The organism is Streptomyces sp. NPDC107654 (assembly GCF_055639035.1).
Genome location: NZ_JBVKBI010000002.1, coordinates 19,774 through 41,402 on the forward strand (window position 1 = coordinate 19,774; position 21,629 = coordinate 41,402).

Below are 21,629 nucleotides of genomic sequence, written 5' to 3' on the forward strand. Positions count from 1 at the left end.
CGGGGCGGCGCGGGGAGGTCGCCGTGCCGGGGGTGTAACCGGGTGCGGTACGGGGGCGTAACACGCCGGACGGACGCTGGGCGGTATGGAGAACACCTCGACGCCCACCCACTGCCCGTACTGCGCCCTGCAGTGCGGGATGAACATCACGCCCCTGCCCCAGGGGGGCGTCGAGGTCACCGAACGCCCCGACTTCCCCGTCAACCGGGGCGCGCTGTGCGGCAAGGGCCGTACGGCGGCCGAGGTGCTGTCCCCCGCGGTACGGCTGACCGCGCCGCTGGTGCGGGAGGGCGGCCGGCTGGTGGAGGCGAGCTGGGCGGAGGCGCTGGACCGGATCGCCGGGCGGCTGCGGGCGACGCGGGAGCGGTACGGCGCCGACGCGCTCGGGGTGTTCGGCGGGGGCGGGCTGACCAACGAGAAGGCGTACGCGCTCGGCAAGTTCGCGCGGGTGGTGCTGGGGACCTCGCAGATCGACTACAACGGCCGGTTCTGCATGTCGTCGGCCGCGGCGGCCGGCACCAGGGCGTTCGGCCTCGACCGGGGGCTGCCGTTCCCGCTGGAGGACGTCCCGGGGACGGGCTGTGTGATCCTCGTCGGGTCCAACCTGGCCGAGACCATGCCCCCGTCGCTGCGTTTCCTCACGGAGCTGCGGGAGAACGGCGGCACGCTGATCGTCGTCGACCCGCGCCGCACGAGGACGGCCGAGCAGGCGGACCTGCACCTCGCGCCGCGCCCCGGCACCGACCTGGCCCTCGCGCTCGGCCTGCTGCACCTGGTGGTGGCGGAGGGGCGCACGGACGAGGAGTACATCCGGGAGCGTACCTCCGGGTGGGAGGAGGCCCGGGCCGCGGCGATGGCGCACTGGCCGGAGTACGTGGAGCGGATCACCGGGGTCCCGGTGCCGCAGCTGCGGGAGGCCGTGCGGATGTTCTGCGCGCCGGAGTCGGCGATGGTGCTCACGGCGCGCGGACCGGAGCAGCAGTCCAAGGGCACGGACACGGTGGGCGCGTGGATCAACCTGTGCCTGGCGACGGGGCGTCCTGGCCGTCCGTTGTCCGGGTACGGCTGCCTGACCGGGCAGGGCAACGGGCAGGGCGGGCGCGAACACGGCCAGAAGGCGGACCAGTTGCCCGGCTACCGCAAGCTGGACGACCCGGTGGCGCGGCGGCACGTGGCCGGGGTGTGGGGCGTGGACCCCGACAGCCTGCCCGGCCCCGGGCGCAGCGCGTACGAACTCCTCGACGCCCTCGGCACGGACGTCCGGGCGCTGCTGCTGATGGGCTCCAACCCGGTGGTGTCGGCCCCGCGCGCCGCCCATGTCGAACAGCGCCTGCGCGCACTGGACTTCCTCGCGGTGGCCGACGTCGTGCTGTCGGAGACGGCGGAGCTGGCGGACGTCGTGCTGCCGGTCACCCAGTGGGCGGAGGAGACGGGCACGACGACCAGCCTGGAGGGCCGGGTGCTGCTGCGCCGGCAGGCCGTCGCCCCGCCGCCCGGCGTCCGCAGCGACCTGTACGTCCTGCACGAGCTGGCCGGCCGCCTCGGCGTGGAGAAGGGCTTCCCGGCCGACCCGGAGGAGGTCTTCGAGGAGCTCCGCCGCGCCAGCGCCGGCGGCCCCGCCGACTACTCGGGCATCACCTACCGTCGCCTGGCGGAGGAGAACGGCGTCTTCTGGCCGTGCCCGGAGCAGCCGGACCCGCGGGTGACGGCCACGGCCGACGGCGCGGACGCGGTCCCGGACCCGTTGCCCGGCGGCCCTGCGACCGACGCCGGCCCCGCGCACCCCGGCACCCCCCGCCTCTTCCTCGACCGCTTCCCCACCCCCGACGGCCGGGCCCGGTTCGTACCCGTGGTGCACCGGGCGACCGCGGAGGAGCCGGATGCCGCGTATCCGCTGCTGCTGACCACCGGGCGGGTCGTGTCGCAGTACCAGTCGGGGGCGCAGACCCGGCGCGTGGCCGAGCTGAACGCGGCGGCGCCCGGCCCCTTCGTGGAGCTGCACCCGCGGCTGGCGGCCCGCCTCGGCGCGGCGGACGGCGACCGGCTGGCGGTGGTGTCCCGGCGCGGCCGGGCCGTGGCACCGGCCCGGATCACGACCGCCATCCGGCCGGACACCGTGTTCATGCCCTTCCACTGGCCGGGCGAGGGCCGCGCCAACACGCTCACCAACCCGGCCCTGGACCCCACGTCCCGGATGCCGGAGTTCAAGTCGTGCGCGGTGCGGGTGGAGGTCCTAGGGCCAGGGGAGTAGAGCGGTTCCGTCCGCCGGACGCGGCGCCGGCGGCAAGGCTCGCATAGGTTCGGAGCATGTCCGACACCGAGCAGACCCCGTCGTACGACCTGGACGCCTATCTGGACCGCATCGGCTGGAAGGGCGAGCGCCGGGCCGGCCTGGCCACCCTGCGGGGCGTGCACCTGGCGCACGCGCTGTCGCTGCCCTTCGAGAACCTGGACCCGGTGCGCGGGACGGCCCCCTCGCTGGCGCCCGCCGACCTGATGGCGAAGATGGTCCACGGCCGGCGCGGCGGCTACTGCTACGAGCACAACACCCTGCTCCGGCTGGCGCTGGAGGCGCTCGGTTTCCGGGTGACCCCGCTGGCCGGCCGCGTGGTGGTGGGCGCCGAGACACCGGAGAGCCGGCCGCGGACGCACGCGATGCTCCGGGTCGAGGTGCCGGGCGAGCCGCGGCCGTACCTGGCGGACGTCGGCTTCGGCGCGCCCGGGGCGCTGCTGCTGCCGGTACCGCTGGAGACCGGCACCGACTTCGAGGGCGCCGGACGCCGGCACCGGCTGGCGCGGCTGCCGCACGAGGGGCCGCTGGAGCTGTGGGAGCTGCAGGCCCACGACGCCCGGGACGAGGTGTGGGCCGGGCAGTACGCGTTCACCCAGGAGCCGTTCGCCGCACCGGACTTCGAGGTGTTCAACTGGTTCGTCGGCACCCACCCGCGCTCCCCGTTCACCCGCCGCCCCTACCTGCAGCGGACCACCGCCGAGCGTCATCTCGCCCTGGACGGCGCCCGGTTCACCGAGACCCGCGCCGACGGCACGGTGACCGAGCGCACGCTGACCCGGGAGGCGGAGACGCGGCGCCTGGTGGAGGAGGAGTTCGGCATCGAGGTGCCGGAGGGGCTGGAGCTGCTGGGCTGATCAGGCTCCTCGACGACGCCGCGCGAAGGCGGCGGCGACCGCCGTCGCCAAGGTGGTGCCGGCGGCGGTCCGGAACACGAGCCTGGCGTTCGGCCCGTTGACCGTCCGCAACTCCCCGTCCGCGTGAAGGCAGAAGGAGTCGGGCGGGAAATACCGCGAGACAGGAGCGCCGCGCGTCGCGTGGCAGGGCGACGTCTCGGGAAACAGGCTCGGCTGCGCGCGCTGCGAGAGGGCCCAGCCGACCACCACGGTCAGCCACCCGGCCAGCAGGAACACGATCGTCATCCAGTCAGGGATCCTCGCTCGCCTCCCCAGCAGCCACACCAGGGAGGTCGGCATGACGAAAACGACGAACGCGGCGAACAGCAGGATCAGAACCTTCATGGCCCCATGACCATACGGATCAAGGATCCGCCGGACAGGCCCTGGGGGCGCAGGGCCGAGTCGGCGGCGCCGGGGACGCCGGGCCGGGCCGGCGGCGCCCGGGACACCGGACCGGGTCAGCGGCGGGAGATCCAGTCGCCGTCCGGGATGCGGGTGCCGGTCTCGCGCAGCCGGGCGGCGACGTGGGGGGCGGCGAGGTAGACCCAGGCGCGGACGGTGCCGCCGGCGCCGTGGGCGATGTCCCGGGCGGCGCGTTCGTAGAGGTTGCGGGGGTCGCCCGGCACGTACTCCTCCAGCCGGTCCAGGGCGGCGAGCAGGTCCGCGTACGCCTCCGGGAGCGCGGTCACCAGCTCGCCGCGCACGGTTCCGCCGGGTTCCTCGACGGCGTAGGGGTAGCCGGGGCCGTCGTACAGGACGGCCCCGGCGAGGCGTCCCGGTTCCTCGGCGAGGGTGCGGCCGCGCAGGAGGAGGTCGTGGTTGGGCTCGCCGGGGCGGAGCGTGCCGTAGACGAAGAAGGGCAGGGGGCGGGCGTCCTCGCGGACGTCTTCGCGGCTGCCTTCGCGGCTGCCTTTGCGGCTGTCTCCCCGTGGGCGGTCCTCGGCGATCACGGAAACGATTCTGTACCCTCGCCGGCTCCCCACACATCTCCATGACGGCGCTATGGACATGACATGTCATGCGCACTTAAATCTCGGGGACCAGCGCCACCCCCACGCCTAGCCTGGCGCCTCCCCGAGGAGACGTATGAGCCGGATACGGCAGCACACCCGAGGAACCCGTCGCACGGCCACCGCCGGTGTCGCCCTCACCACCGCGACCCTGCTGGCCGTCAGCCTCTCCCCCGCCGCCCACGCCGACGGCAGACCCACCCGGGCCGCCGCGATCGAGAACGCGGCCTCGGCACTTCTCGCCCACGCCACCGCCCTCGGCCTCACCTCCCCCCAGGACACCAGCGTCCGGGACGTCATCGTGGACAGGGACGGCACCCAGCACGTCCGCTACGACCGCACCTACCGCGGACTCCCGGTCGTCGGCGGCGACTTCGTCGTCCACCTGGGATCCGACGGCGGCTACCGCGGCGCCGACCGTGCCACCCGGCAGGCGATCTCCCTGCCCTCCGTCACCCCGGCGGTCTCCGGCCCCAAAGCCGCCGGCCTCGCCGTGAGCGCCCTGCGCGCGGCCACCCCCGGTACGACGCTGAAGCAGGTCAAGGCCAAGCCGGAACTGGTCGTCGACGCCCTGCACGGCAGCCCGAGGCTCGCCTGGCGCACCAACGCGGTCGGCCTGGACTCGCTCGGCAACCCCGTCGCCCGGACCGTGCTGACCGACGCGCGCACCGGCGCCCGGATCGACGCCTGGGACAGCATCGAGACGGCCACCGGCGACGGCAAGGGCCTCTACAGCGGGACGGTGGCGCTGGAGACCACCCAGTCCGGGTCGTCGTACCAGCTCAAGGACCCGACGCGCGGCAACACCTACACCGGTGACGCGGCGAACAAGACCGACCTGTGCATCTTCGGGATCTGCTTCAGCCGGGCCCCCGCCACCCTGTTCACGGATGCCGACAACCACTGGGGCACGGGCACCACGGCGGACCGCTCCTCCGCCGCCGTCGACGCGCAGTACGGCACCAACGAGACCTGGGACTACTACAAGAACGTCCACGGCCGCAACGGCATCGCCGGCGACGGCAAGGGCTCGTACAACCGCGTCCACTACGGCAGCAACTACAACAACGCCTTCTGGGACGACAGTTGCTTCTGCATGACGTACGGCGACGGTGACGGGACCACCTTCGGACCGCTGGTCGCCCTCGACGTCGCCGGGCACGAGATGAGCCACGGAGTGACGTCGAAGACGGCGGCGCTGACGTACTCCGGCGAGTCCGGCGGACTCAACGAGGCCACCTCGGACATCCTCGGCACGATGGTCGAGTGGTACGCGGACAACTCCTCCGACCCCGGTGACTACCTCATCGGCGAGAAGATCGTGAAGTCCGGCTTCGGCAAGGCGGCGCTGCGCTTCATGGACAAGCCCTCCAGGGACGGGAGTTCGGCGGACTACTGGAGCTCCTCGGTCGGGAACCTGGACGTCCACTACTCCTCCGGCGTCGCCAACCACTTCGCCTACCTGCTGGCCGAGGGCAGCGGCCCGAAGACGATCAACGGCGTCAGCTACGACTCGCCGACGTACAACGGCTCGACGGTCACCGGCATCGGCCGGGACAAGGTCGGCAGGATCTGGTACCGGGCGCTGACGGTCTACATGACCTCCTCGACCAACTACGCGGGTGCGCGCACGGCCACCCTCAACGCGGCCAAGGACCTCTACGGCGCGGGCAGCGCGGAGTACAACGCGGTGGCCGCCGCCTGGAGCGCGGTCAACGTGAACTGATCCGGCGGGACAGCCGGCACGCCCGCCCCGGAGCACCCCGCCCCGGGGCGGCCGTTCGCCTGGCACGCCCGCCCCCAGGGCCGGTGCCGCACGGCACCGGCCCTCTTCGTCACCCGTTCACCTCCCCCACCGGTCCATTCGTGTGCTTTTCGTACCACCGTCTCGTCCTGCGCCCTCGGACCCCCCTGACCTGCCGGAACGCCGCGCGGACTAGGCCGCGCGGGGGGCGCCGACGACACCCGTTCACCGCATTTCTGACGCTCCCTCAGGAAGCGGCCGCGCCCCGGAGCGACTTACCTCGGTAGGGCAGGGGCGCACCCCTGGACGAGTCGGACAAGCTCTGGGGAGCACCATGCGACGCACTGCCCGTCTGCTGGCCGGTACCGCGCTCGCCGTGGCCGCCGCGGCACCCGCCCACGCCGCCGGGTCCGGCCGTCTGGACGTGTACCCGTCCACCGTGGCACCCGGTGGCCAGGTCTCGGTGAACACCGCCGCGTGCGGCGACCCCGGCGCCGCGACCGGTGACGCGGGCGCGGTCGGCGCCGGCACGTTCACGCTGGCACCGAGCGCGCACGAGGGCGAGGCGATCGGCCAGTTCCGGGTGCCGCCGAGCGCGCAGCCGGGGACGTACGAGATCGTCGCCCGGTGCGCCGAGGGTGACCGGCAGGTGACGGGCGACCTGGTGGTGGCGTTGAGCGCGGCGTACGAACAGGTGCAGCCGCGGGGAAGCGTGAAGACGGGGGTCGGCGGCGGACTGGGCCCCGACCCCGTGCAGACCGCGGCGGGTGTGGCGGCACTGGCCGTCGCCGCCGCGGGCGGTACCTGGCTCCTGCATCGCCGGGCGAGAGGCGACGGGATCTGACGGACACCCTCCGCTGTCCGTCCGCCGGTACCGCACATCCCGCCCCCTCCGGGTCCGACGCCCCTCGCGGCCCGGAGGGGGATAGGGCTTCGGGGGGTCCGCCCCCGGGAGAGGGGATCGCATGCGCAGCAGCTCCAGGCTCGGCGACACCGCCATAGCCGCGGTCACCGTCGTGGCCCTCGGTTCGGGGGTGTGGCTGCTCGGCGGCGGCGCCGTCGACCACACGCCACCGCAGCCGGCCGCCGCCGAGGGCCGTTTCGACCCGGCCGACGCGCGGGGCGCGGCCGCCGCGCTGGCGCCGTCCCCGCCGGTCCGCATCCGCATCCCCGCGATCCGCGTGAACGCCCCGCTGACGGGCCTGGCCCTCACCCGCTCCGGCACCCTGGACGCGCCGCCCGCCAAGGAGAAGAACCTGGCCGGCTGGTACGAGGCCGGCACCACCCCGGGGGAGACGGGCACCGCGATCGTCGCCGGCCATGTCGACAACACCGAGGGACCCGCCGTCTTCTACGACCTCGGGGCGCTGAAGCGGGGCGCCCGCATCGAGGTGGACCGCCGGGACGGCACCGTGGCCGTGTTCACCGTGGACGCGGTGGAGGTGTACTCGGCACGCGCCTTCCCCGACGAGAAGGTGTACGGCGCGGCGCCCCGCCCCGAACTGCGCGTCATCACCTGCGGCGGGGGCTACTCGCGGACCACCGGCTACCAGGGCAACGTGGTGGTCTTCGCCCATCTGACGGGGAGCCGCTGAAGACGGCCCGTTGTCAGTGGGTCCGGGTAGGGTCCTCTCCACATCGCACACATCGGATTCTTCACGGATTCTTCGGGGGGACCTGCCATGGGTGGCACCGACACCGGCACGCACGAGGGGTTCACGGCCGAGGAGCGGGCCGCGATGAAGGAGCACGCGCAGGAGCTGCGGACGGCGGCGCGCCGCGGCTCGCGCGCGGAGAAGGCGGCGCAGGCGGAGCGGGACGTGCTCGCGAAGATCGCCGAGATGGGGGACTCGGACCGGATCATGGCCGAGCGGGTCCACGCCGTCGTCACGACCGCCGCCCCGGACCTCGCGCCGAAGCTCTGGTACGGCATGCCGGCCTACGCCCGGGACGGCAAGGTCGTCTGCTTCTTCCAGAGCGCGGCGAAGTTCACGTCGCGCTACGCCACGCTCGGTTTCAACGACGCGGCCCGGCTGGACGAGGGCTCGATGTGGGCGACGGCCTTCGCGCTGACCGAGGTGACACCGGAGGTGGAGGCGCGCATAGCCGCCCTCGTGGCACAGGCGGTGCGCTGAGGCCCCGCCGTCCCCCCACCCGGGCCCGCGCCCTCGCCCAACCCGGGTCTCCGCCTCACACCCCGGGCCGGGTCTCCGCCTCACACCCCGGGCCGCCGCCCGATGAGGGCAGCGTTCCTCTCGGGAAACAGACGTGATGCCGCCGGGTAACGTCCGGGCCGCAGGCTCGGGGCATGACCTCGAATACGCGTGTGGTGGTGATCGGCGCCGGCCTCGCGGGCGCACGGCTCGCCCGGCGGCTCGGCGAGCTGGGTGTGCCCGCGCTGCTCGTCGGCGACGAGGAGCACGCGCCGTACAACCGGGTCCTGCTGGCCGAGGTGCTCGCCGGCCGGTACGCCCCGGAGGTGATCGCGCTCCCGCCGCACGCCGGCCTGCTGCGCACCCGGGTCACCGGCATCGACCGGGCCGCCAGGACCGTCGACTGCGCCGACGGCACGTCGCTCGCGTACGACACGCTGGTCCTGGCCACCGGTTCCAACCCGGTGCTGCCCCCGCTGCGCGGCCTGTTCACGACTGATCACCAGCTCCCCGAGGGCGTCCACGCGTTCCGCACCATGGACGACTGCCTGGGCCTCGCCAAGGCCGTGCGGCCCGGGGTGCGGGCGGTCGTCATCGGCGGCGGGCTGCTCGGCGTCTCCGCGGCCCGTGCGCTCGCCGTGCGCGGCGCCCAGGTCGTGCTCGCCCAGCAGGCCGAGCGGCTCATGGAGCGCCAGCTCGACCCGGACGCCTCCCGGCTGGTGCTGCGGCACCTCACCGACCTGGGCGTCGAGACGCACACCGAGTGCCGGGTGCGGGACGTGCGCTGCGTCGCCGGCGCGGTCCGCTCGGTCGAGCTGGCCGACGGCTACGCCCTCGACGCCGACCTCGTGGTCCTCGCCTGCGGCGTACGGCCCCGCACCGGCCTCGCCGAGCAGGCGGGCCTCGCCGTGCGCAACGGCGTCCTCGTCGACGACGCGCTGCGCACCTCCGACCCGCACATCCACGCCATCGGCGACTGCGCCCAGCACGACGGCACCGTCTACGGCCTGGCCGCCCCGGCCCTGGAACAGGCCGACGCGCTCGCCGGGCTGCTGGCGGGAGACACCCGTGCCCGCTACACCGGCACCCGCTCCCTGACCCGGCTGACCCTCACCGGGCCCGACTCCCCCTTCGACCTCGCCGCGTTCGGCGAGACCGAACCCCGCCCCGGCGACGACGTCGTACGGATCGCCGACGCCACCCGGGGCACCTACCGCAAGGTCGTCGTCCGCGACGACCGCCTGGTCGGCGGGGTCCTCGTCGGCGAACTCGGCACCGTCGGCGCGCTCGCCCGGGCCTGGGAGGGAGCAGAGCCGCTCCCCGACGACGGCCCCCTGCTCCACCTGCTCACCAACGATGGAGGCTCCTGAATGACCGCCACCCCGGGGGCCACCCCCACGATCGTGCTCGTCGGCCACGGCATGGTCGGCCAGCGCTTCCTCGAAGCGCTCGCCGAGCGCGGCCTGACCGCCACGCACCGCGTGGTCGTGCTGTGCGAGGAGCCGCGTCCGGCGTACGACCGCGTGCAGCTCACCTCGTACTTCTCGGGGAGGACCCCCGAGGACCTCTCCCTGACCGACATGGCGTTCATCGAGGACCACGGCATCGAGCTGCGCCTCGGCGACCCGGCGGAGACCGTCGACCGCGAGGCGCGCACGGTGACCGCCCGCTCGGGCCTGGTCGTGGACTACGACGTCCTCGTCCTCGCCACCGGCTCCTACCCGTTCGTACCGCCGGTCCCGAACAAGGACGCCACCGGCTGCTTCGTGTACCGGACCATCGAGGACCTGCTGGCCATCGAGGAGTACGCGAGGACCCGGGCGACGACGGGCGCCGTGGTCGGCGGCGGCCTGCTCGGCCTGGAGGCCGCCGGCGCGCTCAAGGGCCTCGGACTGAACGCGCACATCGTGGAGTTCGCGCCGCGCCTGATGCCGGTGCAGGTGGACGACGGCGGTGGCGCGGCCCTGCTGCGGACCATCGAGGAGATGGGCCTGGCCGTCCACACCGGTGTGGGCACCCAGGAGATCGTGACGGACGCCGACGGCGCCGTCACCGGCATGAAGCTGTCCGACGGCTCGGAACTCGCCACCGACCTGGTGGTGTTCAGCGCCGGTGTCCGCCCCCGCGACCAGCTGGCCCGCGCCTGCGGCCTCACGGTCGGCGAGCGCGGCGGCATCGCGGTGGACGAGCAGTGCCGGACCGTCTCCGACCCGCACGTCTTCGCGATCGGCGAGTGCGCGCTGGCCGCCGACGGCCGGGTGTACGGCCTTGTCGCGCCGGGCTACGAGCAGGCGGAGACGGCCGCGGCCACCATCGCCGCCGACGAGGCCTCCTTCACCGGCGCCGACCTGTCCACCAAGCTGAAGCTGCTCGGCGTGGACGTCGCCTCCTTCGGTGACGCGCACGGCACCACCGAGAACTGCCTGGACGTCGTCTACTCCGACTCGCGCGCGGGCCTGTACAAGAAGCTGGTCATCGGCGCGGACGGCACACTGCTCGGCGGCATCCTGGTCGGTGACGCCGAGGCGTACGGCACCCTGCGCGCGCTCACCGGCTCGGTGCCGCCCGTCTCCCCCGAGTCGCTCGTCCTGCCCGCCGGAGCGGGCTCGGGGGCTCAGCTCGGTCCGTCCGCGCTGCCCGACGACGCGGTCATCTGCTCCTGCCACAACGTCAGCAAGGGCACGATCCGCGGCGCGGTCACCGACCACCGCTGCACCACGGTGCCCGAGGTGAAGAAGTGCACCAAGGCCGGCACCGGCTGCGGCAGCTGCGTGAAGGTGCTGGGCCAGCTGGTCACCGCGGAGCTGGAGGCGTCCGGCGTCGAGGTCGACAAGGGCCTGTGCGCCTGCTTCTCCCAGACCCGCGAGGAGCTGTACGAGATCGTCCTCGCGCTGCGCGTCGCGTCGTACCGGGAGCTGCTGGACCGCTACGGCCGCGAGGGCGCCCGGGGCGGTGACGGCTGCGAGGTGTGCAAGCCGGCGGTCGGCTCGATCATCGCCTCCCTCGCCCCCACGATCGGCGCGAGCGGCTACGTCCTGGACGGCGAGCAGGCCGCGCTCCAGGACACCAACGACCACTTCCTCGCCAACCTGCAGAAGAACGGCTCGTACTCGGTCGTGCCGCGCATCCCCGGCGGGGAGATCGCCCCGGAGAAGCTGATCGTGATCGGGGAGATCGCCCGGGACTTCGGTCTCTACACGAAGATCACCGGCGGCCAGCGGATCGACATGTTCGGCGCCCGGGTGGAGCAGCTGCCGCTGATCTGGGCGCGGCTGGTGGACGCCGGATTCGAGTCGGGGCACGCGTACGGCAAGGCGCTGCGCACGGTGAAGTCCTGCGTGGGCTCCACCTGGTGCCGGTACGGCGTGCAGGACTCCGTCAGGATGGCGATCGACCTGGAGCTGCGCTACCGGGGCCTGCGCTCCCCGCACAAGCTGAAGTCGGCGGTCTCCGGCTGCCAGCGCGAGTGCGCCGAGGCCCAGTCGAAGGACTTCGGGGTGATCGCCACCGCGAACGGCTGGAACCTGTACGTCGGCGGCAACGGCGGCGCCACCCCCCGCCACGCCGACCTGCTGGCCCAGGACCTGTCGGACGCCGAACTGGTCCGGCTGATCGACCGGTTCCTGATGTTCTACATCCGCACCGCCGACCGCCTGGAGCGCACCAGCACCTGGCTGGAACGCGTCCCCGGCGGCCTGGAGCACGTGCGGGACGTGGTGGTGCACGACTCGCTCGGCATCTGCGACGAGCTGGAGAGGCTCATGCGGGCGCACGTCGCGCACTACCGCGACGAGTGGGCGGAGACCGTCAACGACCCCGAGAAGCTGGCCCGGTTCGTGTCCTTCGTGAACGCACCGGACACCCCCGACCCGGTCGTCTCCTTCGTCCCCGAGCGCGACCAGATCAAGCCCGACCTGCCGCTGCTGGACATCGGCCTGCGGCCCGCCGACGACATCCTGGAAGGAAGCGCCCAGCGATGACCCTCGCCGTTGAGACGACCACCCTGAAGGTCCAGCTCCAGCTGGCCGGCACCTGGTTCACGGTCTGCGACCTGGACGCGCTGGTGCCGGGCCGCGGGGTGGCCGCCCTGCTGCCGGACGGCCGTCAGGTGGCGGTCTTCCGGGACCGCACGGACCGGCTGTACGCCATCGACAACCGCGATCCGTTCACCGGCGCGGCCGTCCTCTCCCGCGGCCTGACCGGCACCCACGAGGGCCGCCCGTTCGTCGCCTCCCCGCTGCTGAAGCAGCGCTTCGACCTGGCCGGCGGTCAGTGCCTGGACGACGAGGAGGTACGGGTGACGGCGTACGAGGTCCGCACGGCCTGACCACACTTGACCGATCGTTCCGGAAAAACCTAGGCTGCCGGTGTGGCCAGGACCAAGGAATTCGACCCGGACGCCGCGCTGCAGTCAGCCCTGGAGCTGTTCTGGCGGCGCGGCTACGAGGCGACGTCCATGGCCGACCTGGTGGCACACCTGGGCATCGGCAAGGCGAGCCTGTACGCCACCTTCGGCAACAAGCACGAGCTGTACCTGAAGGCACTGGAGCGCTACGAGCAGTCGGGCCTCGCGCCGATCGTGCACGAGCTGTCCCGTCCCGGACCCGCCCTGCCGGCCGTACGCGCCCTCGTCCGGCGCTACGCCCAGGAGGCGACGGACGAACGGCTGCGGCTCCAGGGCTGCATGGTCACCAACACGGCGGCCGAACTGGCCCCGCACGACCCGGTCGCGGCCCGGCGCGTGGAGCGCAACTGGGACCAGCTGGAGACGCTGCTGCACTCGGCGCTGGCCCGCGCCCGCGGCCAGGGCGAGCTGCCGGCCGACCGCGACCCGCTCGCCGTGGCCCGCACGCTGCTGGTGCTGATGCAGGGCCTGCGGGTCGTCGGCAAGGCGTCGGCCGACCCGGCCCGGGTCCGGGACGCCGCGGAGCAGGCCCTGACCCTGCTCGACTGAGACACGCCCTCCACCGAGGGCGTTTTTCTCGCCCCGATACTGAACCGAACGGTCAAGAAACAGGGAGTTCATGATGTCGTACCGCTTCACCGGCCGCACCGCCCTCGTCACCGGCGCCGGTTCCGGGATCGGCCGGGCCGTGGCCCTGGCGTTCGCGGCCGAGGGCGCCCGGGTCGTCGTCGCCGGGCGGCGGCAGCAGCCCCTGGCGGAGACCGTCCGGCTGATCGGGGAACAGGGCGGCAAGGCCCTCGCCGTGTCCGCCGACGTATCCCGCGCGGCCGGCGCCGAGGCGCTGGTACGGGCGGCCGTGGAGCAGTTCGGCTCGCTCGACGTCGCCGTCAACAACGCGGGCGTCTTCCGCGGCGGCCGACCGCTCGCGGACCTCCCCGAGGAGGACTGGCACGAGCAGCTCGCGATCAACGTCACCGGCGTCCACCTGGCCCTCCAGGCCCAGATCCGGCAGATGCGCACCCAGCCGGCGGGCGGTGCGATCGTGAACGTCTCCTCCACGTTCGGCCGGCACACCTCCTCCCCCGGCGCCGCCGCCTACTCCGCGACCAAGGCCGCCGTGACCGCGCTCAGCCGGGGTGCCGCCCTGGACCACATCGGGGACGGCGTCCGGATCAACGTCGTCAGCCCCGGCGCCACCGACACCTCCATGTCCCTGCAGCCGGGCGAGACGGAGGCGGAGCGGACCGAGCGTGCCCGGGCCACCCTCCCGCTCGGCCGGATCGCCGCGACCCGGGAGATCGCCGCCGCCGTCCTCTACCTGGCCTCCGACGACGCGGCCTCGGTCGTCGGCACCGACCTGGTCGTGGACAGCGGCGCCACCGCCTGAGCCGCCTCCGCCAGGCTCTGTCAGTCGATCCCGGACCGCTCCACCTCCGCCACGATCCACCGCTGGAAGCACAGGAACACCACCAGCAGCGGCAGGATCGACACGGCCGCCGCGACGAACAGCTCGTGCAGCCGTACGACCTGGGCCGTGGTGTACGCGGACAGGACCACCTGCACCGTCCAGGCGCTCTGGTCCTGCCCGATCACCAGCGGCCACAGGAAGGAGTTCCACGCGCCGAGGAACACGATGGTCCCGACGGCCGCGAACACCGGCCGCGCGTTCGGCACGACGACCAGCCAGTACGTCCGCCAGTACCCCAGCCCGTCGAGCTGCGCCGCGTCCTCCAGCTCCCGCGGGAAGCCGAGGAAGTACTGGCGGAAGACGAAGCAGGCGAACGCGGAGAACAGGGTCGGCACGATCAGCCCGCGCAGCGTGGAGACCCAGCCCAGCGACGACACCAGCACGAAGCTCGGCACGAAGGTGACGGCCGCCGGGACCAGCAGGGTCCCCAGGATGCCGTGGAAGACCTTGTTCGCGTGCCGGTACGGGATGCGGGCGAGGCCGTAACCGGCGAGGGAGGCCAGGAGCAGGGTGCCGAGGGTGGTGGCGACGGCGATCAGCGCGGAGTTGAGCAGGGACCGGGCGAAGGGCACGGAGGAGTCCGCGAACACCTCGCGCACGTTCGACCACCTCACCTCGCGCGGCAGAAAGGTCCACTCGGGAGAGGTGATGTCCCGGTCACCGGCCAGCCCGTTGCGCACGAGCAGGTAGAAGGGGACCAGGAAGAGGAGTGCGAGGGTGATCAGCACCACCACCCGCAGCGCCCGCCCGGCCCGCACCAGGCCGTCATCCATCGCCCTCCCCCTTCCCCAGCCCCAGCCAGCGCCCCTGCGCCACCGTGACGACGGCGATGACCAGCGCGAGGAGCACCGCGCCCGCGCTGCCGAGCCCGAGGTTCTGCCCCTGTCCGAGGGCGGTGTAGTAGAGGTAGACGAGCGGCGGCCGGGCGTAGGGCGGATAGCCGCGGGCGTCGGACAGCAGGTTGTAGAACTCGTCGAAGGCCTGGAAGGCGTTGACGACGAGGAGCAGCACCACCGCGACCGAGGTGGCCCGCAGCTGCGGCAGCGTGATGTGCCGCAGCACCGTCCAGCCGGGCCGGGCCCCGTCGACGGCCGCCGCCTCGTACAGCACCGGGTCGATCCGCTGCAGCCCCGCGAGGAGGAGGATCATGTAGAACCCGGCTTGCAGCCACAGCCGTACGGTCACGATGACCAGCCAGTACCAGGGCGGATCGGTGCCGGCCAGCCAGGCGACGGGTTCGCCCCCGAACCAGCCCAGCACGGTGTTGGCCAGCCCGAACCGCACCCCGTTGAAGATCGACATCTTCCAGATCAGCGCGGCGACGACATAACTGCACGCGGCCGGGAGGAAGAACACGGACCGGAAGAAGGCCCGGGCCCGCCGGACCCGGTTGACCATCAGGGCGAGGGAGAGGGAGACGACGTAGGTGACGGGCACGATGAAGGCGGTGAAGGCGAGAAAGGTCTCCAGGCTGCCGACGAACGCGTCGTCCCGCAGCATGGCCGTGTAGTTGCCGAACCCGACGAAGTGCGTGGGCGTGACGGTGTTGTGCGCGTCGAAGAAACTGAGCGCCACGCTCCACAGCAGCGGTACGTAGGTGAACAGGGCGAGCCCGAGCGCGAACGGCCCGACGAACACCCAGAACCAGAGCGCCCTGGTGCGCCTCATCGCTTCTTCTTCACCCGGGCCAGCTCCTCCGACACCTTCCGTACGACCCCCCGCAGCTCACGCTCGGGACTCGCCCCGCTCCGGACGATCCGGCTGAGGGCGTCCTGGTAGGCGGTCTGGGCGGCCGGGGTCCACAGCAGGGGCTGGGCGTACCCGTGGTCGGTGGCGAAACGCACGGCGTCGGCGGCCGGGCCCGTGCGGAGCCGGGTGGCCTTCCTGGCGAGGGAGACCCGAGCGGGGATGTGGAACCCGTAGGACAGCGCGAAGTCCTGCTGGTGGTCGGTCCGTTCGACCCACAGCCACTTCACGTACTCCTTGGCCAGTTCCCTGTGCCCGCTGCGCGCGCTGACCGCGGCACCGTAGGCCCCGACGGGTACGGAGGGCCGGCCGTGACCGCCGTCCCCCGGGAAGGGCAGCACCCCGAAGTCGTCGCCGAGCTCCTTCCGCACCTGCGGCAGCGCCCACAGTCCGGACCACTGCATGGCGGTGAGCCCCTGGAGGAAGGCGGACGGGTCGGCCCAGTCGCTGGGCGCGCCGAGGAGGAGGGACCCGTCCGCGTGGAACCGGCGCAGCTTGCCGAGGGTGCGGGCGGCGGCGGGTTCGTCGAAGCCGACCCCGCCGTCCTCGGTGACGAGCCGGAGCCCGGCCGCGTACAGCGGAGTCCCCCCGAGCGCCCCCACTCCCCCGTCGTTCCCCAGGAACAGCCCCTTGACCCCGCCCCCGCTGAGCGCGCGGGCGGCGTCCACGAGGGCGTCGAGGCTGGTGGGCGGCTCGACTCCGGCGTCCTGGAGCAGGCTCTTGCGGTAGTAGAGCATCTGCGTGTCGATGACCTGCGGGACGCCGTACACCCTGCCGCCGTACGTCTTGGGTCCGAGCACGGCCGGATTGAAGTCGTCCTTCACCCCCTCCACCACCTCGGTCAGATCGAGGACCTGCCCGCCCTGGATCTGGTCCAGGGTCGGCCCGTTGACCTCGAACACATCGGGCCCGGAGTCGGTGAGCAGCGCGGCCGCGGTCTGCTGGTCGTAGTTCCCCGGCCGCCACTGCACCGTGACGTGCGCCTTCCCGAACCCGGCGGCGTACCGCCGGACGGCCTGCTCGGTACCCGGCTCGCCGTACTGGTGGTACCACTGCACGAGCCCGGGCCCCGAGCTTCCGCCGCCCCGCCCGGTGTTCGACCCGCAGGCCGTGAGCGACGCGGCGCCGGCGGCCGCGCCCAGCAGGCCCCTCCGCGTGATCGTCATCGTGTGCCCCCTGACGTCCGTCACCGATGCACAGCCCAACGATCAACCGTGCGGGCTGATTACGTAAGGCGAGTTGCGGTCGTGTCCCGACCGCGCGCCGGGGCGCTCGGCGACGGTCCGCCGGGGGGGACGGCGGACGCACCGGAGGGGCGGCATCCCCCGCACCGGGATGCCGCCCCTCCTCTTTCGTGCGCCGGGGCCGCCGCCGATCGGTGAGGGTCGGGGACCGGCGGCGGCTCCGGGGTTCGGGCAGGTCAGCGGTGGTCGCTGCCCTCCGACTGGGTGGCCGCGCGGCCGGCCTCGAGGCGGGCGACCGGGATGCGGAACGGGGAGCAGGAGACGTAGTCCAGACCCACCTCGTGGAAGAAGTGGACCGACTCCGGGTCGCCGCCGTGCTCGCCGCAGACGCCGAGCTTGAGGTCGGGCCGGGTGCGCCGGCCGGCCTCCGCGGCCGCCTTCACCAGCGAGCCCACGCCGTCCTTGTCGATCGTCTCGAAGGGGGAGACGCCGAAGATGCCCTTCTCCAGGTAGGCGGTGAAGAAGCTGGCCTCGACGTCGTCGCGGCTGAAACCCCACACGGTCTGCGTCAGGTCGTTCGTGCCGAACGAGAAGAACTCCGCCGCCTCCGCGATCTGGCCGGCCGTGAGGGCGGCGCGCGGAAGCTCGATCATCGTGCCGATCGCCAGCTTCAGCTTCGTCCCCGTCGCCGCCTCGACCTCCGCGATGACCTGGTCGGCCTCCTCGCGGACGATCTCCAGCTCCTGGACCGTGCCGACGAGCGGGATCATGATCTCGGCGCGCGGGTCGCCCTTGGCGTTCTTGCGCTCGGCCGCGGCCTCCGCGATGGCGCGGACCTGCATCGTGAACAGGCCGGGGATGACCAGGCCGAGGCGGACACCGCGCAGGCCCAGCATCGGGTTCTGCTCGTGCAGGCGGTGGACCGCCTGGAGCAGGCGCAGGTCGTTCTCGTGCGGTTCCTGACGGGACTCGGCCAGGGCCACGCGGACCGAGAGTTCCGTGATGTCCGGGAGGAACTCGTGCAGCGGCGGGTCCAGCAGACGGATCGTCACCGGGAGACCGTCCATCGCCTCGAAGAGCTCGACGAAGTCCTTCTTCTGCAGGGGCAGCAGCTCCCGCAGGGCGGCCTCGCGCTCCTCCTCGGTGTCGGCGAGGATCAGCTTCTCGACCATCTCCCGGCGCTCGCCGAGGAACATGTGCTCGGTGCGGCACAGGCCGATGCCCTGGGCGCCGAAGCGGCGGGCGCGCAGCGCGTCCTCGGCGTTGTCCGCGTTGGCCCGCACGCGCAGGCGGCGCTTGCGGTCGGCGAAGGCCATCATGCGGTGGACCGCCTCGACCAGCTCGTCCGCGTCGTCCGCGCCCGGGTGCATCCGGCCCTCGAAGTACTCCACGACGGGGGACGGGACGACCGGGACCTCGCCCAGGTAGACCTTGCCGGAGGAGCCGTCGATGGAGATCAGGTCGCCCTCCTCCACCACGTGTCCGCCGGGGACCGTCATCCGGCGGCGCTTGGTGTCGACCTCCAGCTCCTCCGCGCCGCAGACACAGGTCTTGCCCATGCCCCGGGCGACCACGGCCGCGTGGGAGGTCTTGCCGCCGCGCGAGGTGAGGATGCCCTCGGCCGCGATCATGCCGTCCAGGTCGTCCGGGTTCGTCTCACGGCGGACCAGGATGACCTTCTCGCCCGAGCGGGACCACTTGACCGCCGTGTACGAGTCGAAGACCGCCTTGCCGACCGCCGCGCCCGGCGAGGCCGCGATGCCCCGGCCGACCTGCTCGGTCCTGGCGCTGTCGTCGAAGCGGGGGAACATCAGCTGGGCGAGCTGGGCGCCGGTGACGCGCTGCAGCGCCTCCGTCTCGTCGATCAGGCCCTGGTCGACGAGCTGGGTGGCGATGCGGAAGGCCGCGCCGGCGGTGCGCTTGCCGACCCGGGTCTGGAGCATCCACAGCTGACCGCGCTCGATCGTGAACTCGATGTCGCAGAGGTCCTTGTAGTGGTTCTCCAGCGTCTCCATGATCTGCATGAGCTGGTCGTACGACTTCTTGTCGATCTGCTCCAGCTCCGCGAGCGGGACGGTGTTGCGGATGCCCGCGACCACGTCCTCGCCCTGCGCGTTCTGCAGGTAGTCGCCGTAGACGCCCTGGTGGCCGGAGGCGGGGTCGCGGGTGAACGCGACACCGGTGCCGGAGTCCGGACCCAGGTTGCCGAAGACCATCGAGCAGACGTTGACGGCCGTGCCCAGGTCGTGCGGGATGCGCTCCTGGCGGCGGTACAGCTTGGCCCGGTCGCCGTTCCAGGAGTCGAAGACCGCCTTGATGGCGAGGTCCATCTGCTCGCGCGGGTCCTGCGGGAAGTCCCGGCCCGCCTCCTTCTTGACGATCTTCTTGAAGGTGGTGACGAGCTTCTTCAGGTCGGCGGCCTCCAGGTCGGTGTCGACCGTGACCTTCTTGGCGGCCTTGGCCTTGTCGAGGGCCTCCTCGAAGAGGTCGCCGTCGACGCCGAGGACGGTCTTGCCGAACATCTGGATGAGGCGGCGGTAGGAGTCCCAGGCGAACCGCTCGTCGCCGGCCTGGGCGGCCAGGCCCTGCACGGACTTGTCCGAGAGGCCGATGTTCAGGACGGTGTCCATCATGCCGGGCATCGAGAACTTGGCGCCGGAGCGGACGGAGACCAGCAGCGGGTTGTCGGCCTGGCCGAGCTTCTTGCCCATCTTCGCCTCGAGGGCGTCGAGGTGCGCGCTCACCTCGTCACGCAGCGCCGCGGGCTCCTCACCGCTCTCCAGGTAGACCTTGCAGGCCTCCGTGGTGATGGTGAAGCCGGGAGGGACCGGCAGACCGAGGTTGGTCATCTCGGCGAGATTGGCACCCTTGCCGCCGAGGAGGTCCTTGAGGTCCTTGTTGCCCTCGGTGAAGTCGTAAACGAACTTCGCTACGTGGGGTTCTTTGTTTTCCGACACGGGTCTCGACTCCTTGAGGCCACGGTGGCTGCCCTGACGGCCAGGAACATACCCAGATCGAAGGTTCCTGGGTACGTCCACTTGCGCGTCATGCGCCTGTAACCACTCGTCCGCCAGCGGATCGAAAGTCAAGGCTTGGCAAGCGAAGCCAGCCGTATGTTTTCACTTCTTGAACACAAGCGCGCCCACAGGTGCGGTTTTCCGCTCAGATGAGCGGCGCCCAGCACGACTGATTTCGATCGATGAACGATCAAGGGGTGGCACCGAGTGCCACCCCTTGAGGAAGTGCAGTCGCGCGTGATCCGCTCATCTGAGCGCGACCCTTATCAAGGGTGGCGAGAATCACGCTGCCACAGACCGCCCCGTTTCACCATGCGGACCCTCCCGCGGACCGGTGCCGGGAACGGAGACACCCGCGTCACGCGCCCCTCTCCGAGCACCGACTCACACGCCCATCTCGGACAACCGCTCCTCCGCCCGCTCCGGCGCGTACAGGTGCTCCACCACCAGCGCCCCCGCGCCGACCAGCCCGGCCCGGTCGCCGAGCCGGGAGGTGACGACGTCCAGGTGGGCGGTGGAGCGGGGCAGCGCCCGCTGGTAGAGCAGCTCGCGCACCCCGGTCAGGAAGGGTGTTCCGGCCAGATCGCCCGCGATCATCAGCACGCCCGGGTTGAGCAGGGTCACCACCGTCGCCAGCACGTCCCCGACCGCGCGCCCGGCCTCCCGGGCCAGCGCGGCGGCCTCCGGGTGTCCGGCGGCCAGCAGGTCCCGCACGTCCGAGCCGGAGGCGGCCGGCACCCCGGACGCGGCCAGCCGCCGGGCCACGGCACCGCCGCTCGCGACCGCCGCGAGACAGCCGTACGACCCGCACCGGCACAGCGCGTCGGCGCCGACGCGGATGTGCCCGAGGTCGCCGGCGCCGCCGTCTGCGCCCCGGTAGATCGAGCCGTCCACGACCACCCCGGCGCCGATGCCCGTGGACACCTTCACCAGCACGAAGGCCGTGCAGTCGGGGTGTCCGGTGCGCTGTTCGCCGTAGGCCATGAGGTTCGCGTCGTTGTCGACCAGGACCGGGACCGAGGGGGCGCCGGTGTGCTCGGTGAAGGCACGGGAGAGCCGGCCGGTTATGTCGTAGCCGTCCCAGCCCGGCATCATCGGCGGCTGGACCACGCGGCCGGTCCCGCTGTCCACCGGGCCCGGTACCGCGAGCCCGATCCCGCAGACCTCCTCGCCCCGGTGCCCGGCCTTGGTCAGCAACTCGGCGAACCAGTGGCCGAGTTCGCCGAGGACCGATTCCGGTCCGTCCTCGACCGCCAGTGTGCCGCCGTGTTCGGCGAGGATCTCCCCGGTCAGGGAGAGGACGGCCGCGCGGGCGTGCCGGGTGTCCAGGTCGGCGGCGAGGACCACCGCGTGGGAGTCGTCGAACTCCAGGGTGATGGAGGGACGTCCGCCGAGCGGTGAGCCGACCGGGCCGCCGGCACCCTCGCGCAGCCAGCCCGCCCGGAACAGCCGGTCCAGGCGCTGGCCGACGGTGGCCCGGGAGAGCCCGGTCGCCTGCTGGAGCGCGCCGCGCGTCACGGCCCGTCCCCTGCGCACCAGTTCGAGCAGATCGCCGGCGCCGGCCTGGCTCCCGCCCTTGCCGGTCCTTCCCGGACGTCCCGTCATGCGCACCCCCTTGTGTTCCTCAAGCCTGCATTACATAGTGAGTTCCGCGTGTTAAATAGACGTAACCCTACGGCGATCGCGCCCAAACCCGGTCGCCCGGACGTCTTC

General features: G+C 72.7%; 18 protein-coding genes. 11 read left to right on the forward strand and 7 right to left on the reverse strand.

Features of this window, described 5'->3' with window-relative positions; genetic code table 11:
- Positions 1 to 85: 85 nt before the first annotated feature.
- Both ACZ7N4_RS03225 and ACZ7N4_RS03230 read left to right on the forward strand, forming a co-directional pair.
- The gene (locus ACZ7N4_RS03225; RefSeq protein ID WP_471353192.1) at positions 86 to 2,251 is read left to right on the forward strand and encodes a molybdopterin oxidoreductase family protein; all 2,166 of its coding nucleotides are present in this window, start codon (positions 86 to 88) and stop codon (positions 2,249 to 2,251) included.
- Between the two features lie 56 nt (positions 2,252 to 2,307).
- On the forward strand, positions 2,308 to 3,147 hold the full coding sequence (locus tag ACZ7N4_RS03230; RefSeq protein ID WP_471353194.1) for an arylamine N-acetyltransferase family protein: 840 nt from the start codon (positions 2,308 to 2,310) through the stop codon (positions 3,145 to 3,147).
- Here ACZ7N4_RS03230 and ACZ7N4_RS03235 read toward each other — a convergent pair whose 3' ends face one another.
- On the reverse strand, positions 3,148 to 3,531 hold the full coding sequence (locus ACZ7N4_RS03235; protein WP_471353196.1) for a hypothetical protein: 384 nt from the start codon (positions 3,529 to 3,531) through the stop codon (positions 3,148 to 3,150).
- A 116-nt stretch (positions 3,532 to 3,647) separates the two neighbouring features.
- Positions 3,648 to 4,052 carry a gamma-glutamylcyclotransferase family protein gene (locus ACZ7N4_RS03240; RefSeq protein ID WP_471354244.1) on the reverse strand — a complete coding sequence of 135 codons (405 nt, stop codon included), beginning with the start codon at positions 4,050 to 4,052 and terminating at the stop codon, positions 3,648 to 3,650.
- 223 nt (positions 4,053 to 4,275) lie between these two features.
- On the opposite strand from ACZ7N4_RS03240, the gene ACZ7N4_RS03245 reads away from it, so the two are divergent.
- The 9 genes from ACZ7N4_RS03245 (at position 4,276) to ACZ7N4_RS03285 (ending at position 13,888) form a co-directional block, all read left to right on the forward strand.
- Positions 4,276 to 5,925, forward strand: coding sequence for a M4 family metallopeptidase (locus ACZ7N4_RS03245; RefSeq protein ID WP_471353198.1), 1,650 nt, complete (start codon positions 4,276 to 4,278; stop codon positions 5,923 to 5,925).
- A gap of 352 nt (positions 5,926 to 6,277) precedes the next feature.
- Positions 6,278 to 6,787 carry a hypothetical protein gene (locus ACZ7N4_RS03250; protein WP_471353200.1) on the forward strand — a complete coding sequence of 170 codons (510 nt, stop codon included), beginning with the start codon at positions 6,278 to 6,280 and terminating at the stop codon, positions 6,785 to 6,787.
- A 121-nt stretch (positions 6,788 to 6,908) separates the two neighbouring features.
- The gene (locus tag ACZ7N4_RS03255; protein ID WP_471353202.1) at positions 6,909 to 7,538 is read left to right on the forward strand and encodes a class F sortase; all 630 of its coding nucleotides are present in this window, start codon (positions 6,909 to 6,911) and stop codon (positions 7,536 to 7,538) included.
- Between the two features lie 87 nt (positions 7,539 to 7,625).
- Positions 7,626 to 8,078, forward strand: a complete 453-nt coding sequence (locus ACZ7N4_RS03260) for an iron chaperone (RefSeq protein WP_471353204.1) — start codon at positions 7,626 to 7,628, stop codon at positions 8,076 to 8,078.
- 173 nt (positions 8,079 to 8,251) lie between these two features.
- Positions 8,252 to 9,466: an NAD(P)/FAD-dependent oxidoreductase gene (locus ACZ7N4_RS03265; RefSeq protein ID WP_471353206.1), complete on the forward strand. Its 1,215-nt coding sequence runs from the start codon at positions 8,252 to 8,254 to the stop codon at positions 9,464 to 9,466.
- Positions 9,467 to 12,076: a nitrite reductase large subunit NirB gene (gene nirB / locus ACZ7N4_RS03270; RefSeq protein WP_471353208.1), complete on the forward strand. Its 2,610-nt coding sequence runs from the start codon at positions 9,467 to 9,469 to the stop codon at positions 12,074 to 12,076.
- Entirely contained in the window at positions 12,073 to 12,423 is a 351-nt protein-coding gene (gene nirD, locus ACZ7N4_RS03275; protein ID WP_471353210.1) for a nitrite reductase small subunit NirD, read from the forward strand. Before nirB ends, nirD begins: the two co-directional genes overlap by 4 nt.
- 42 nt (positions 12,424 to 12,465) lie before the next feature.
- Entirely contained in the window at positions 12,466 to 13,050 is a 585-nt protein-coding gene (locus tag ACZ7N4_RS03280) for a TetR/AcrR family transcriptional regulator (RefSeq protein WP_471353212.1), read from the forward strand.
- A 70-nt stretch (positions 13,051 to 13,120) separates the two neighbouring features.
- Positions 13,121 to 13,888, forward strand: coding sequence for an SDR family NAD(P)-dependent oxidoreductase (locus ACZ7N4_RS03285; protein WP_471353214.1), 768 nt, complete (start codon positions 13,121 to 13,123; stop codon positions 13,886 to 13,888).
- A 20-nt stretch (positions 13,889 to 13,908) separates the two neighbouring features.
- On the opposite strand, the gene ACZ7N4_RS03290 is transcribed toward ACZ7N4_RS03285, so the two are convergent.
- From ACZ7N4_RS03290 to ACZ7N4_RS03310, 5 genes are all read right to left on the reverse strand, one after another.
- Positions 13,909 to 14,742 (reverse strand): carbohydrate ABC transporter permease, encoded by an 834-nt coding sequence (locus ACZ7N4_RS03290; RefSeq protein WP_471353216.1) that lies wholly within the window; start codon positions 14,740 to 14,742, stop codon positions 13,909 to 13,911.
- On the reverse strand, positions 14,735 to 15,637 hold the full coding sequence (locus tag ACZ7N4_RS03295) for a carbohydrate ABC transporter permease (RefSeq protein ID WP_471353218.1): 903 nt from the start codon (positions 15,635 to 15,637) through the stop codon (positions 14,735 to 14,737). The genes ACZ7N4_RS03290 and ACZ7N4_RS03295 overlap by 8 nt, the downstream gene beginning before the upstream one ends.
- Positions 15,634 to 16,881, reverse strand: coding sequence for an ABC transporter substrate-binding protein (locus ACZ7N4_RS03300; protein ID WP_471353220.1), 1,248 nt, complete (start codon positions 16,879 to 16,881; stop codon positions 15,634 to 15,636). The genes ACZ7N4_RS03295 and ACZ7N4_RS03300 overlap by 4 nt, the downstream gene beginning before the upstream one ends.
- Positions 16,882 to 17,135: 254 nt before the next feature.
- Positions 17,136 to 19,856, reverse strand: coding sequence for a pyruvate, phosphate dikinase (ppdK, locus tag ACZ7N4_RS03305; RefSeq protein WP_471353222.1), 2,721 nt, complete (start codon positions 19,854 to 19,856; stop codon positions 17,136 to 17,138).
- A gap of 444 nt (positions 19,857 to 20,300) precedes the next feature.
- On the reverse strand, positions 20,301 to 21,521 hold the full coding sequence (locus tag ACZ7N4_RS03310) for an ROK family transcriptional regulator (RefSeq protein WP_471353224.1): 1,221 nt from the start codon (positions 21,519 to 21,521) through the stop codon (positions 20,301 to 20,303).
- Positions 21,522 to 21,629: the final 108 nt, after the last annotated feature.

Excerpts from the sequence above, each read along its gene's own strand:
- ACZ7N4_RS03310 (WP_471353224.1), bottom strand. The coding sequence starts at position 21,521 with ATGACGGGACGTCCGGGAAGGACCGGCAAGGGCGGGAGCCAGGCCGGC.
- ACZ7N4_RS03260 (WP_471353204.1), top strand. The coding sequence starts at position 7,626 with ATGGGTGGCACCGACACCGGCACGCACGAGGGGTTCACGGCCGAGGAG.
- ACZ7N4_RS03235 (WP_471353196.1), bottom strand. The coding sequence starts at position 3,531 with ATGAAGGTTCTGATCCTGCTGTTCGCCGCGTTCGTCGTTTTCGTCATG.
- ACZ7N4_RS03285 (WP_471353214.1), top strand. The coding sequence starts at position 13,121 with ATGATGTCGTACCGCTTCACCGGCCGCACCGCCCTCGTCACCGGCGCC.
- ACZ7N4_RS03250 (WP_471353200.1), top strand. The coding sequence starts at position 6,278 with ATGCGACGCACTGCCCGTCTGCTGGCCGGTACCGCGCTCGCCGTGGCC.
- ACZ7N4_RS03230 (WP_471353194.1), top strand. The coding sequence starts at position 2,308 with ATGTCCGACACCGAGCAGACCCCGTCGTACGACCTGGACGCCTATCTG.
- ACZ7N4_RS03225 (WP_471353192.1), top strand. The coding sequence starts at position 86 with ATGGAGAACACCTCGACGCCCACCCACTGCCCGTACTGCGCCCTGCAG.
- ACZ7N4_RS03300 (WP_471353220.1), bottom strand. The coding sequence starts at position 16,881 with ATGACGATCACGCGGAGGGGCCTGCTGGGCGCGGCCGCCGGCGCCGCG.
- ACZ7N4_RS03265 (WP_471353206.1), top strand. The coding sequence starts at position 8,252 with ATGACCTCGAATACGCGTGTGGTGGTGATCGGCGCCGGCCTCGCGGGC.
- nirD (WP_471353210.1), top strand. The coding sequence starts at position 12,073 with ATGACCCTCGCCGTTGAGACGACCACCCTGAAGGTCCAGCTCCAGCTG.
- ACZ7N4_RS03295 (WP_471353218.1), bottom strand. The coding sequence starts at position 15,637 with ATGAGGCGCACCAGGGCGCTCTGGTTCTGGGTGTTCGTCGGGCCGTTC.
- nirB (WP_471353208.1), top strand. The coding sequence starts at position 9,467 with ATGACCGCCACCCCGGGGGCCACCCCCACGATCGTGCTCGTCGGCCAC.
- ACZ7N4_RS03245 (WP_471353198.1), top strand. The coding sequence starts at position 4,276 with ATGAGCCGGATACGGCAGCACACCCGAGGAACCCGTCGCACGGCCACC.
- ACZ7N4_RS03255 (WP_471353202.1), top strand. The coding sequence starts at position 6,909 with ATGCGCAGCAGCTCCAGGCTCGGCGACACCGCCATAGCCGCGGTCACC.
- ACZ7N4_RS03290 (WP_471353216.1), bottom strand. The coding sequence starts at position 14,742 with ATGGATGACGGCCTGGTGCGGGCCGGGCGGGCGCTGCGGGTGGTGGTG.